The sequence below is a fragment of the Sulfurimonas marina genome (assembly GCF_014905095.1).
Lineage (GTDB): Bacteria > Campylobacterota > Campylobacteria > Campylobacterales > Sulfurimonadaceae > Sulfurimonas > Sulfurimonas marina.
Genome location: NZ_CP041165.1, coordinates 1,804,910 through 1,818,505 on the forward strand (window position 1 = coordinate 1,804,910; position 13,596 = coordinate 1,818,505).

General features: G+C 35.0%; 13 protein-coding genes. 2 read left to right on the top strand and 11 right to left on the bottom strand.

From position 1 onward, the window contains the following. Window position 1: 1 nt before the first annotated feature. From csrA to FJR03_RS09265, 3 genes are read right to left on the bottom strand one after another with little or no spacing between them, the layout of a single operon-like run. Window positions 2–232: a carbon storage regulator CsrA gene (gene csrA, locus FJR03_RS09255; RefSeq protein ID WP_193113222.1), complete on the bottom strand. Its 231-nt coding sequence runs from the start codon at window positions 230–232 to the stop codon at window positions 2–4. Next, window positions 226–1,047, bottom strand: a complete 822-nt coding sequence (truB, locus tag FJR03_RS09260; protein ID WP_193113223.1) for a tRNA pseudouridine(55) synthase TruB — start codon at window positions 1,045–1,047, stop codon at window positions 226–228. Before truB ends, csrA begins: the two co-directional genes overlap by 7 nt. Further along, on the bottom strand, window positions 1,044–3,092 hold the full coding sequence (locus FJR03_RS09265; RefSeq protein ID WP_193113224.1) for an ATP-dependent helicase: 2,049 nt from the start codon (window positions 3,090–3,092) through the stop codon (window positions 1,044–1,046). Before FJR03_RS09265 ends, truB begins: the two co-directional genes overlap by 4 nt. A 125-nt stretch (window positions 3,093–3,217) precedes the next feature. On the opposite strand from FJR03_RS09265, the gene FJR03_RS09270 reads away from it, so the two are divergent. Continuing rightward, window positions 3,218–4,120, top strand: coding sequence for a LysR family transcriptional regulator (locus tag FJR03_RS09270; RefSeq protein ID WP_193113225.1), 903 nt, complete (start codon window positions 3,218–3,220; stop codon window positions 4,118–4,120). Window positions 4,121–4,238: 118 nt separating this feature from the next. On the opposite strand, the gene FJR03_RS09275 is transcribed toward FJR03_RS09270, so the two are convergent. Genes FJR03_RS09275 through FJR03_RS09290 form a run of 4 tightly spaced genes read right to left on the bottom strand, consistent with a single transcriptional unit; the run spans window position 4,239 to window position 6,645 of the window. Beyond that, a complete protein-coding gene (locus tag FJR03_RS09275; protein WP_347402102.1) occupies window positions 4,239–4,658 on the bottom strand; it encodes a hypothetical protein in 420 nt (139 codons plus the stop codon). 35 nt (window positions 4,659–4,693) lie between these two features. Then, window positions 4,694–5,272: an aminotransferase class IV family protein gene (locus tag FJR03_RS09280; protein ID WP_193113227.1), complete on the bottom strand. Its 579-nt coding sequence runs from the start codon at window positions 5,270–5,272 to the stop codon at window positions 4,694–4,696. Further along, window positions 5,265–6,188 (bottom strand): cysteine synthase A, encoded by a 924-nt coding sequence (cysK, locus tag FJR03_RS09285; RefSeq protein ID WP_193113228.1) that lies wholly within the window; start codon window positions 6,186–6,188, stop codon window positions 5,265–5,267. The genes FJR03_RS09280 and cysK overlap by 8 nt, the downstream gene beginning before the upstream one ends. Window positions 6,189–6,192: 4 nt before the next feature. Beyond that, window positions 6,193–6,645 (bottom strand): low molecular weight protein-tyrosine-phosphatase, encoded by a 453-nt coding sequence (locus FJR03_RS09290; protein WP_193113229.1) that lies wholly within the window; start codon window positions 6,643–6,645, stop codon window positions 6,193–6,195. A gap of 114 nt (window positions 6,646–6,759) precedes the next feature. Here FJR03_RS09290 and FJR03_RS09295 point away from each other — a divergent pair, with 114 nt between their 5' ends. Next, on the top strand, window positions 6,760–7,017 hold the full coding sequence (locus FJR03_RS09295) for a hypothetical protein (protein ID WP_193113230.1): 258 nt from the start codon (window positions 6,760–6,762) through the stop codon (window positions 7,015–7,017). Between the two features lie 59 nt (window positions 7,018–7,076). Here the strand turns inward: FJR03_RS09295 and FJR03_RS09300 are convergent, their stop codons facing one another. Genes FJR03_RS09300 through FJR03_RS09315 form a run of 4 tightly spaced genes read right to left on the bottom strand, consistent with a single transcriptional unit; the run spans window position 7,077 to window position 13,517 of the window. Then, window positions 7,077–9,377, bottom strand: a complete 2,301-nt coding sequence (locus FJR03_RS09300) for a diguanylate cyclase (protein WP_193113231.1) — start codon at window positions 9,375–9,377, stop codon at window positions 7,077–7,079. A gap of 1 nt (window position 9,378) precedes the next feature. Continuing rightward, on the bottom strand, window positions 9,379–10,494 hold the full coding sequence (locus FJR03_RS09305) for an HD domain-containing phosphohydrolase (protein WP_193113232.1): 1,116 nt from the start codon (window positions 10,492–10,494) through the stop codon (window positions 9,379–9,381). Then, window positions 10,487–11,068, bottom strand: coding sequence for a heme NO-binding domain-containing protein (locus FJR03_RS09310; protein ID WP_193113233.1), 582 nt, complete (start codon window positions 11,066–11,068; stop codon window positions 10,487–10,489). The genes FJR03_RS09305 and FJR03_RS09310 overlap by 8 nt, the downstream gene beginning before the upstream one ends. A gap of 55 nt (window positions 11,069–11,123) precedes the next feature. Continuing rightward, the gene (locus tag FJR03_RS09315; protein WP_193113234.1) at window positions 11,124–13,517 is read right to left on the bottom strand and encodes a bifunctional diguanylate cyclase/phosphodiesterase; all 2,394 of its coding nucleotides are present in this window, start codon (window positions 13,515–13,517) and stop codon (window positions 11,124–11,126) included. Between the last annotated feature and the right edge of the window lie 79 nt (window positions 13,518–13,596).

Sequence of the window (13,596 nt, forward strand, 5' to 3'; positions counted from 1 at the left end):
TCTATTTTCCTAGGAGTTTTCCTAAAGATTTGAGTTCATCTTCATCACTTTTATGTAAAGCGGCTTTATTACTAAGGGCTACTTCACGAGCTAATTCGTCTCTTAGTATTGCAACATCTTTTGGAGCATCAATGCCGAGTTTTACCACTCCGTTTTCAACAGCAACAACTTTTACGACTATATTGTCTCCGATCACGATCGATTCATCCACTTTTCTTGCTAATACTAACATGCAATTCTCCCTAATTCATATGTTACTGCGCCATCTGCTATAGTTATGATTGAGATATTATCTCCATTATCAAGGAAATACGTACCCTCTTCCTGCACCTTTAGATCATCTAAAGCAAGAACTCTTCCAAACTTCACATTCTCTTGATCACCAAGGTAATAGTTTTGAGGTATATTGAGTGAGCTTTTAATATCAAGTGCTTTCTCATCCTCATAAACAAACTGCCCTTCGCACAATCTTTCTAACGCACTCAAACTTCCAGCTTCCAGCCCAAGCTTCTTTGCAATCAAAAGGCCGAGTGAACGGATATAAGTCCCTTCACTTACCGTAGCCTCAAAGGTAACAAAGGGATGGCAGTAGTGAAGCAGTTTCATCTCATAAATTGTTGAGTGTATTTTATTTAAAACGACCTCTTTACCTGCACGTGCCAGATCATACGCGCGCTGTCCGTCTATCTTTTTTGCACTAAAGATAGGGGGCTCATATTCTAGCTCACCCTCTAACGATTTTACGGCTGCCAAGATATCCTCTTGTTGAAACTCTTTTAACATTTTAACATCTTCGATCATCTCAGTATCCAATGAATCACTTTTTGCTCCCAGCCAAAGAGTTGCACGGTACGTTTTTGGAGTTTTGTTTAAAAAACGAAACAGTTTGGTATGAGAACCAAAACCAATTACCAATACACCTTTTGCAAAAGGATCTAAAGTTCCGGAGAAGCCTGCTTTTTTTACTTGATATTTTCTTTTGAGTTTCGAGAGAAAAAGGTTTGAACCGATTCCCGCCGGTTTATACGCTACAAATAAACGATTCATAGTTTCTCTACGAAAGATGCAAGGATCTCCCTTTTGCTTCCTGCAAAATTGATGTTGAGTTTAAATTCACGACCAGATTTACTTACCCCAAGCACACGCCCTGTTCCAAAGATCTTATGGCGAACAAGATCACCTTTTTTATAGGCCGTATTCTTTTCTACCTTCAGTGAGCCCTCGCAAAGTCCTGCTTCATTAAAAAACCTACTCTTCGCTAAGTCGCTTCTTCGACCCTTATAGAATCTGCTTCCTGCATGAGAGAGTGTCAGTGTCTCTTTTGCACGTGTAAAAGCAACATATCCTAAACGACGCTCCTCTTCTAAATCACTTCCGTCACCTACAAGCGGTAAAAATCCCTCTTCCATACCGATCACAAACACATGTTCAAACTCCAGACCTTTTGAAGCATGAATACTCATCATATAGATTGAATCACCTTCAACTTCATCTTGATCGCTTTGAAGCGTTAACTCGTTTAAGAACTCGTCTAAAGAGGTCTCAGGGTGGTTTTTCACAAAGTCTCTAAAGAGTGCATAGAACTCATCCATATTGAGTATGCGTTCTTGAGCGTCAGGCATTCCAGCATAAATATCTTTGAGATGAAAAGTATCTTCTAGCACCTCTACAAACTCGTAAGTAGCATTTTTAGCAACTGCTGCTACATTTTCAAGATTTGTTATAAACTCTTTGAGGGTATTTGCATTTTTCTTCTTCACAAGTGCAACAAGCTCTTCTAATTCAGCCGTTTTAATATACTCGTAGATTGAAGTTCCCTTTTGGTGTGCTGCGAGTTCTATCTTATCTAAACTCGCCTTTCCAAGACCGCGTTTTGGCTTATTTGCTATACGCTTAAATGAGAAATCGTCATGATGATTTGTAATCACACGGATATATGAGATAAGGTCTTTAATCTCAGCACGATCATAAAAACGTACACCACCGACAACTTTATAAGCTATACGTGCACGGTTCAGCCCTTCTTCGATCGAACGTGAAAGTACATTCACACGATACAAGATAGCTATCTCATTTGCTTTTACCCCTGCATCCAAAAGCTTCTGGATCGCAGCAGCAACTTTTCTTGCTTCTTCATTTTCATCCTGAGAGTTAAGAGTTGAGACCTCTTCCCCCTCTCCACGAGTTGCTATTAACTCTTTGCCAAGACGTGAACGGTTATGTTCTATAAGAGCATTTGCAACTTTTAATATAGGTGAACGTGAACGGTAGTTCTCTTGAAGTTTAAAAACATTTGTCCCTTCAAAATCTTCATCAAACTCCATAATATTTCTAATATGTGCACCACGCCAACCGTAGATCGACTGGTCATCATCTCCAACTACACAGATATTATTATGTGTCATACAAAGTTTTTGTAAAAGTTTTAGTTGCAGTTCATTTGTATCTTGATACTCATCGATCATAATATACTGATACTTCTGACTTGTAGCTTCTGCCAACTCTTTATTCTCCTCTAAAAGTTTATATGTCAGTGCTATTAAGTCATCAAAATCTACAAGATTGTTTTCATGGAGATATTTTTCATACTCTCCATAAACCTCTGCAATCTGTTTGTAGTTAAATAGTTCTGCTTGCTTGTATGCATCATCCGACGTCATTAAAGAGTTTTTATATCTTGAGATCTCAGAAGCTATAAGCGGAGTAGGAATATCTGAATTTATTTTTTTAATGATACGCTTTTTATCATCTGTATCGATTACCACAAAATTGTTTTGACGGCCTAAAAGATGGATATTAAACTTCAGAAATAATAGACCGAATTTATGAAATGTACAAAGTAGTGGTGGATATGCGGCATTTTGTATCATTGCCATTGAACGCTCTTTCATCTCACGGGCAGCTTTGTTTGTAAATGTCAGTGTAAGTGTATTTGATGCAGGAATACCTACAGCTTGTATCAAATACGCTAAACGTGAAACAATTGTCGTAGTTTTTCCGCTTCCTGCACCTGCTAAAATCAGAACAGGACCTTCTGTTTGTTTAACAGCAGCACTTTGCGATTCGTTTAATCGTTCAAATATCTTTTCCATTTTATCCACTATAACTATAAATTAAAAATATTATAACAAAAAAAGCTAAAATTATTACAAAACTATTGCAATAATTATAATAATGAGTTATAATTTTAATATTATTATTACTTATAGGAATTATTATGTTAAGAGATTTTGCAAAATTACAAACTTTTTTAATGGTTATCAAAGAGAAAAGTTTTTCTAAAGCATCGGCTAAACTAGGTATCTCTCAACCTGCCGTTACACAACAAATTAAATTTATTGAAGACTACTTAGATACTAAAATTGTTGACAGAAAAAAGAATGGAATTATTCTAACAAAAGAGGGTGAAGATCTCTATAGAATTGCTCAAAGATTAGAAAAAGCTATTCAAAATTCTGAAAAAGATCTTTTAAAGATCATTAACAAAGAGTTTACATTTGTTATGGGTGCATCTTTTGCAATCGGTAACTACATCCTTCCAAACTATCTTGGTGAGATTAAAAAGAGAATTGATAACGAAGTATTTATGAACGTTGATCTCTCTTGTAATATCATTGAGCAACTTGAAGATAAAAAAATTGATGTTGCATTGATCGAATCACCTGTATTTAAAGATGGTATCATCTATAGAGAATGGGTTGAAGACGAACTTGTTGTATTTTCAAACCAACCTATTAAAAAGCATCTAAGTGCTGATGATCTTCTAGAGTTTGACTGGATCTGTAGAAACGAAGAATCTCATACAAGAAGACTTACGAGTGAAGTATTTGAAGAGATGGGTGTTCAGTGTAATAACTTCAATGTTTTGGGAGTTCTCGGAAGCCCTACTGCTATTAAAGAGACTATTATGAATGCTGATAAAAATGCAGAAAGACCGATAGTATCTATCATGTCAAGACACGTAATAAAAAATGAACTTGAAAAAGGGACTCTTTTTGAAGGGCGTCTAAAAAATCATAAAATCACAAGAGAGTTTTACATCGCGTATTCAAAAGAGAGAAAACACGATGCCTTTGTTGACAACGTTGTAAACTATCTTTTATCTCTTCATAGAGTATAAGTTTAATTTTCTAAGAGAATTCACCTGTTCGCAGAGTGAAACTCTTTTCCATTCCGGCTAAACTTTTTACAAAAGTTTGCTCGTTATGGGAGTTTCCACTACTAGAAAATTCTAAAATTTATTTTATAAATTTTGAATTTTCTGGATTCGATAAAAATGTAGCCATTGAGTTCTCTAATCCCTCTTCATCAACCTCTTCAGTTTTCACTTCCTGAGTTTTTTCCGTTTCAATAGCAAGATTGATAAATACCGGTGTTTCATCTATAATAATTTGTAAAATACTCAGCAGAGGTACACTGACAACACTTCCAAAGTTTTCACTTCCAAAACCCGCTTCAAACATCAGATAGTTTTCTTCTATCCTTGCACTCTCAAATGTATATCCAGCAAGGAAAAAGAGTGTTAAGGGGCGGAACTCAGCACTAATCTCTTCAGGTAGAGGAGGATTAAAACTGACATCTTCAATTTTACATAGAATCCCAAAGTTTTGCTCTTTTTCAAAAAATAGAACAATCAACTCTTGTATATTTTTTTTCATCAAGTTCGTAAAATCTTTATCTTGTATCAAGTTATCTAACAAATTATATCCTCTAAATTATCTGACGTAATTATATCAAAATCTATCATAGCATTCATGAGAGCTATTTTTTGAAATTTCAAAATATCTTTATATGAGATATATGTAGCAAATATTTTTTTTTCTTCAAGTAATTTCGCACGCATGGTACCTTCGAGTAAAGGTAGTTTTGGAGTCAGCCAGATATCTCCGTCAAAAAAAGCGATATTAGCAATAGAGGTATCTGTTACAAGCCCATCTTTAACAATCAAAATATCATCACACTCTTCTCTTTGCTCAAACAATTTGTTGATATCTTCTCTATCTTCACACTTTTTACTATACTCGATTGTATCATCAAAAACTAATTTGAGCTTTTTTATCTCACGTTTTGTATAAGGGATATATTCGACTGAGGCATTATCTTCATCGTAAAGGATTCGGCATCGTAATAAACCGCTTTCTTCGGGTTTAATAAGGGAGTATAAATCTAGTTTTCCCTCCCCTATTGTTCGATCAACTCGAGCTTGATGATAGTCTAAATTATAAACTTTTCGGTCAAGAATCTTTATGGTTTCAAGGTATCGTTTATTCACTAAAAAGCTCTGTTGAGAGGTATCTCTCTCCCGTATCACAAAGAATAGTTACAATAGTTTTTCCTTGGAATTCGGGACGCTTACCAACTTGCATTGCCGCATATACATTTGCACCGCTTGAGATCCCAACTAAAAGACCCTCTTTTTTTGCAAGCATTCTAGCCGTTTCAAGAGCATCTTCATTACTTACTTTTATCACTTCACCGTATACAGATGTATCTAAGATATCAGGTACAAAACCGGCACCTATCCCTTGAATCTTGTGTGGAGATGGTGCTTCGCCCGAAAGGATAGCACTTGCTTCAGGTTCTACGGCAAAAATAGCTATATTTTGTACCTCCTCTTTTAAAACTTTTGAAGTCCCCGTAATAGTTCCACCTGTACCGACACCCGCTACAAATGCATCTAACTCTCCGTCAGTATCGGCTAAAATTTCACGAGCCGTTGTAAGTGTATGAATCTCAGGGTTTGTCGGGTTTTGAAACTGTTGTAAAATGATAGAGTTGTGTGTAAGGGCTTTTAACTCTTCAGCTTTTGCAATTGAGCCTTTCATCCCTTTTGCAGCTGGCGTTAAAACAAGTTCAGCTCCCAATGCTTTTAAAAGGTTACGACGCTCTATACTCATAGAATCAGGCATAGTAAGAATTAATTTTAGTCCTAATGCTGCACAATTTGCTGCAAGTGCGATCCCCGTGTTTCCACTTGTCGGTTCTATAATCGTAGTATCATCTTTAATAACACCACTTTCAATCCCACGGCGAATCATATTCATTCCGATTCTATCTTTTACAGAACTTGTAGGGTTCATAAACTCACATTTACCTACAATGTTAGCACCTGAGAGTTCTGATGCCGTATTGATTCTTACAAGTGGAGTATTTCCTACCAGTTCCGTAATGTTATTTGCTATTTTCATCTTCTTAGTCCTTATCCTCAAATTTTATCTTAAAAATGTTATTGACACAAATATCTACCATCTTATAGACTTCTAAAAAACCTTCAAAACCGTTAAAAAAGTATGGATCGGGCACATCTGCGCCATCATAACCAAACTCTCCCAGTTTTACAAGATTTTTAGCTCCGAGTTTTTGTAAGTCATTATAGTTACTATCATCGAGTGCTACAACAAGATCAAAATCTTCAAAATCCCTTTTTGTCACTTTTCTTGCACGGTATGATGAGATATCTACATCGTTTTGTCGTGCCACCTTTACCGAGTTTTCACAAGGTGCTTCACCAAGGTGCCAGTCACCTGTTCCTGCAGAGTCAATATTTATATTCAAGTTCTTTTCCTCTGCTATTTTTCTAGCAATTCCTTCAGCTAAAGGTGAACGGCAAATATTTCCTAAACACACAAATATAATTGAATTCATACAATTACCTATTTTTTGATATTATTATACTAAAAAAGTGGACAGTTATCTAATGCAGGGTATAAGCTTGCATAGTTTACTGAAGAAAATTCAGAGGTTATGAAAGAGGTCTAAATGGCGACATATTATAGTGACGGTAAAAAACTTGTTGATGTAGAATACGATACGATTGTGGAAGTTGGTGATACGGTGGATGGAATGAGAGTTCTCTCAACTAATGCAAAATCGCACGAGGAATATGCAGTATTTTTACTTGAACCAAATACGAGAGTTACTTGTTATGTGTTTGACGAAGTGTTTATTATAGGGAAGATGGACGGTTTTGAAAACCTTCCGCAAGCAGTCGAAGCCTGGAATAACGACGAGATCTAAGAAAGCTCTCAACACTCTTTACAGTGCCCTTTAAAAACTGTGTCTATGATCTCATTAGATCACTTACTGCTAACTAGGTTTCTACCACTGTTTTTAGAGATATAAAGAGCTTCATCTGCTCTTATAAGTGTAGTCTCTATAGATTCATTTTCATGATAGCGCGTCAATCCTATACTGATAGTGAGTTTATATTTTTTTACAAAGAGATGTTGTTCAACCTTATCTTTTAAGTTGTGTGCAAACTGCTTTAAAGACTCACTGTTTAGTTCAGGTACGATAATTAAGAACTCTTCACCACCCCATCGTCCAACTACGTCACTCTCTCTTGAATTCTCTTTTAAGATAACTGCCAACTCTTCTAATACCTTATCACCTACATGGTGTCCGTAAGTATCATTTATTTGTTTAAAATGATCGATATCTAAAATCATAACACCGAAATGTGTCCCATAACGATCAGCTCTGTTTTTTTCCTCTTCAAGTGCCTGGTCGAGTCTTGTACGGTTATAAAGCTGTGTAAGTTTATCTGTAATCGCAATTTCCTGTAACTCTTCATATGCCGCTTCAAGTTTGTCATTTGCTTCTTGTAGACTCTCTTTTAAGCATTGTTGTTTTCTATACAAAAGATATCCTACTACAAATATAAAACTAAAAAATGCAATCACTTTCCATAGGATCTTATAATCTACTTCTTGATCATACTTTATTGAGATCCATTTATTAAAAATATTTCTATTTTCTTCTTGAGAAAGGCTATTGACAGCTTTTTGTAAAACACTCAATAATAATGGATCGTCATTACGTACACCTATACCAAGTGTCCAAGATTCCTCAATTTTTCCGGTAATTTTTAGTTTACCAATATAGTTATTTTGTAATTTGTAACCAATACTTGCAAGTGTACCTATATAACCAAACAGTTCTCCATCACTTACCCGTTTGAGTCCGTCATCAATATCTTCAACTTCTACTATATTCAAAGATGGATATTTAATCTTTAAAAGTTCAGCAAAAGCGTAACCCTTACATATACCGATTTTTTTCTTTTCTAAATCTTTGATATCACTTACAAAAGGTACTTCCAACTTTGTTGCTACAACTAAAGGTATCACTAAATACGGCGATGTAAAGTTCATATACTCTTTTCTTTTTGGCGTTTCCATAGCAAGAGAGAAGATATCACATTTACGTTCTTTAGCAAACTCAATCGATTGGGTCCAAGTATTCGTCGGGATCACTCTAAAGTTTGTTGCAAGCGTTTTTGAAAATGCTTGAAAATAATCTGCCGTCATCCCTTCATATTTTCCATCTTCATTGAAATGTTCAAAAGGCATCCAATTAGGATCGATACACATAGTGATCTCTTGATGCTTAGCTAAATACTCTTTTTCTTTTGTTGTTAATTCTGTATCTAAAGCATAATCACTATATAGTGCTCCACGAAGATTTATCTCTTTTTTCACTAATCCTAAAAGTTTATAAACATCATAAATTCTTTGTAGTTTCTGCTTCTCGATAGTACCTAGTGTATCTGTTGTATAATAAGCTAATTTTTTCAACTCCTCCGCTTCATAAAGTAAAGCTTCTTTTGTCTTATGCAAAGAATTGTATTTATTATAAATAACATCTACTGTTTCATCTATATGTTCAAAAGCATATTTCCACCCTTGCAATGATGCAGCTCGAAAACGCTTTACTTCTTGAGGGTTATCCTCTATATACTCCTGACTTGTAATAAGAAGGTCACTGTAAAAGTCAAAGCCATAATCTTTTGGATTAAATATAAGCGGTTTTCCCCCTAAAGATTTAAAAACATAAACCTCATTTGAGATATAAGCAGCTATAAGGTCTGTTTTACCGTTTAAAAGATCTTCGGGATTAAACGATGGTTGTATCACTTTTACATCCTTAGGCATAATCCCTTGAGAAAACATCATAGAAAACAGTGATATATCTATATCTTTTGTTGCCATGATTCTTTTATTTTTAAAATCCTGGATACTCTTTATATCGGAGCTTTTATTTGCTAATAATACAAGAGGACTTGATTGGAACATTGATGCTAGGTATACAATCTTCTTACCGTTTGAGATATCTATTAATGAAGTTGCTCGACAAGTAGCATACTCACTTTTACTTTGAATCACATCATCTTCCATATGGATTCCGGGTTTCCATTCTTTGAGCTCTACATCAAGCCCCGCTTTTTTATAAAAGCCTTTCTCTTTTGCTATAATATAACCGGCAAATTGAAACTGATACTTCCATTGCAATTGCAGAGATACTTTCTTAAAGTCTTTCGCAGAAGCAACACTAACAGAGAGTAATAACGCTATCAATATATGTACAAGTTTTCTCATCTTATTTCTCTCGAAGTTCGTTTCTAATAGCTAAAAACTGCTCTAAATGTTCAAAAAACAAATCTACTAGCTTAGGGTCAAACTGCTTACCCCTTTCATCTTTAAAAAGTTGAAATATTTTATCATCTTCCCACGCTTTTTTATATACCCTCTCAGAACCCAGTGCATCAAATACATCCGCTATAGCAGTAATACGTCCGTAGATATGGATATTTTCCCCTTTTAATCCTCTTGGATATCCGCTACCGTCATACTTTTCATGGTGTTCATGTGCAACTATCGCTGCCGCTTTTAAAAGTTCACGTTTAGAGTTTATAAAAAGTGTATGCCCTTTTGTTGCATGCGTTTTCATTATATCGAACTCTTCTTCAGTTAACTTGCCGGGTTTGAGTAAAATAGCATCGGAGATCGCAATTTTTCCTATATCATGCATTGGAGAGGCCATACGAAGAAGTTCTATCTCCTCCTCTTCAAGCCCATATAGTTTTGCCAGTAGTGCAGAGTATTCAGCAACACGCTTTACATGGTAACCTGTCTCTTGTGAACGGCTTTCAGCCAGTTCCCCCATTCGCTCAAGTATCTCACGCTGCGTTTCAATAATCTCGTCTTGAAGATTATATATCTCCGTAATATCTTGACGGATTGCTATATATTCGACTATATTGTCATAAGAATCAAGTATAGGCTTGATCGTCGCTTGAACAATGTAAGTCTGCCCATCTTTTTTTCTATTTTTTAAGATCCCCTGCCATGTTTTTTTCTGCTTGAGCGTATCCCACATCTCTTTATATAGATGGGAAGGCATATCTTCATGTCTTACAATTTTATGAGGTTTACCTAAAAGCTCCTCTTTCGTGTAACCGCTAATCTTACAAAACTGTTCATTAACATAAACAATAATCCCTTTTTCATCTGTTTTTGAGATAATCGTCCCCACATCAACAGCATCTTTATATTGACGGAGCAAAAGTTCATTATCGTTGAGATAGCTTTGAAGTTGTTGATTAGTATGATATAACTCCAGTGTAGTACGCTCTAAAATGTGTTCCGTTTCCTCTCTCGCTAAACGCTCACGCTCCAACATTCTAAGCAGAACTTCCTTAGGGAGATTATGCATTGTTTTTTACCTCAAAGATATATACGGGACACTCTGTGTTATTTATAACTCTATAACGGTCTGTCTGCTTCATCGTTAACCTTGAAGAATCGTTAAAATATTTTAAACACCCGCGCATTAAACCGTATACAAAACCGGGAAGGTTTCTAGGACTGGCATATTCAATAATGATCTCTTCATCCGATTTTCGTTCAATAAAAAACTTAGGGAATTTAGCATCCGGATATAACTTTTTAAGTTCATTAAAATGGATTATGTTCAACTTTTCTAGAAAATCGTAAGGGTTATTGAGATGCAAAGGGGTATTTGCCCCTTTGTAGGAGTGTTTAAATCTATTTAAAAGATAAGCGAATGCATACTCTCCAAATGCTTCTATAACCTGTTCTCTTGAGTTGTCAAAAAGTCTTGTGGAACTGTCAATAAGTGAAAAAAGACACTTACTGCTATAGTTTGCAGCAGCAGAAAAACCACCATGATTTGGATATTCCTTTTCGTTTAAAATCTCATCTAACGTTATGTATCCAAACTTATCTTTTATAAAGTCTATATATGTTCTAAATATTATTCCACGCATCTTTTTTTATTATCATCTTATCTTTTTCAAATTATACAAATATGCCCTTGTAAAACTACTTAGGAATTGTACTTAATGGCTTACTACAGTGATATCCTTGAGAATAATCAATTCCCAGCTCTTTTACTTTTGTAAGGATCTCTTCATTCTCAACAAACTCGGCAATTGTCTTAATCTCCATTTTTTTAGCAAAATCTATAATAGTAGAGACTACAAGCTCTGCATCTGTATTGGTATCAATATCTTTAATTAGCGAACCGTCTATTTTAATATAGTCTGTTTTTAAACGCATCAGGTATTCAAAGTTACTGTATCCTGTTCCAAAGTCATCAATGGCTATTTTACATCCATGTTTTTTTACATTATGGATAAACTCTAAAACCTCATCAAAGTTTTCTATCGATTCCGATTCTACGATTTCAAAAACAACACGTTCACCGATACCGTAAGTTTCTAACATTTTACAAATAAAGTTTCTAATCTCCTCATTTAAGATATCTTCTATTGTCAAATTAAGTGAGAACTCTACATCTTTTTTCTTAAAAACCTCAAACGATTTCTCGATCATAATCTGTGTAATCTCTATGTAGTGTTTTGTCTTCTTAGCAATATCCAAAAAGAAAAACGGTGATATCAACTGCCCGTTATCTTTGAGTCTTACCAAACACTCATACTTTTCCCATTCTCTGTTTTCATTATTAACAATTGGCTGAAAAACAGGGACAATATTATTGTTTGCTATCGCCTCTTTTATTTTCTTTGTCCATTTGATATTGTTTTTATATTCATCGTTTAGCGAGATATCGTCATGATACGTCACAATATCTTTATTGTGTCTTTTTGCAATTCTAAGTGCCATATCTGCCGTTGTTAGAAGTTTCTCTTTAGGTTCATATGAGATTGACATAGAGAAGTTAAAAGTAATTAACTCCCCATCTATATCTATCTGTACTTTTGAGATCTCCTCTCTTAAAGCCATTAATGCATTGTTAAAGACTTTTGCTTCAATCTGCGGATGAAATATTACATATTCATCACCTTGAAGATGGTACACTTGAAGCTCTAAGTCACACTTGCAGCTACCCATCTTCTGACCAAACTCCTTAATCACATAATCTCCAACTTCATGACCGTAAAAATCATTTATTTGTGAGAAGTTGTCTATATTTAAAATAGCTAAAGCACCTTGTGTACTTTCATGTATGTCATTTACAAGTTTGTATCTACTTCCAAGACCTGTTAAAAGATCCGTATTTAACATCTCGTCAAGTTGTTTTTGCTGCTCAATCATTTTTGTAACATCATGTCTTACCGCAATATACTCAATGATATTATTCTCTTCATCCAAAATCGGCAAAATAACAATATCTACCCAATAATCTTCTCCGAATTTATCTTTATTTTTAAGCGTTTGTTTCCACACTTTTTTCGCTTCAATCGTTTTCCAGAGATCGCGAAAAAGTGATTTTGGATTATCGGGATGTCTTAAAATACTATGCGGACGCCCCAATACTTCAGTTCTCGTATATCCGGTAACTTTACAAAATTTGTCATTTACATAGGTAATATTTCCAGTGCGATCCGACTTACTAACGATACTTGATTCATCCATAGCAAGTTTATGACTTCTAAAAAGGGAGAGTGTTTTTTCTAACTCAATCTCAACCTCTTTTTGATGTGTAATATCTTGAATTGTACCGACAGTCTTGGTCGCATTGCCATCCTTATCATAATAATGTTCCCCTGTTTCTTCAACATACTTGACCCTATTGTCTTTCATCAATAGTCTGTGTTGAACAAGGTATCTCTTTTTTTTCTCTAAGGAGTTTGCATACACTTGATCAACTAGTTTACGGTCATCTGGATGTACCGCATTTAAAAACAACTCATACGAAGGGGTAGTACTCTCTTTATCTAATTCAAAAAGTTTATATACCTCATCTGACCAAAAGAGTTTATCGTTAGCTACATCATAGTCCCAGTTTCCAAGATTTGCCAAAGCTTGAGCTGCCTGAAGTTTCTCCTCATTTTCAATCGCCCTGGTAAGATTCTTTTCACTCTCGGTAATATCAATAAGATAGCCTATAAAGTGGGTAATATTCTCATCTTCATCATAGAAAATTGTTGTCGTGTCTTGAACCCATCTATACTCACCCACTCCATTTTTTATTCTGTAAGGCTCATGAGTAAAAGAGTTCTTTCCATTTTTACAAGCAGATTTTACTTCATTTTTGACACGCTTTATATCATCTTTATGCACTAACTCTACATACACAAGGTTTCTCTCTAAGAACTCTTGAGGATCGTAATGAAAATTTTCTTTTATATTCCCGGAAACAGTTTCGATAGTCCAGTTGCTGTCATTTTTCCACACAAATGAAACCATCGGTCCCAAATTGAAAAAATCGCTGTTTATAAAAGAAAAATAATCTTTCAGTTTCGTGCGCATTACTCGTTTCCTTACCCTGTTTAATAAAAATTTCTTCCCATTTTTATATAGATATTATATAATGTTATTCATAAAAAGC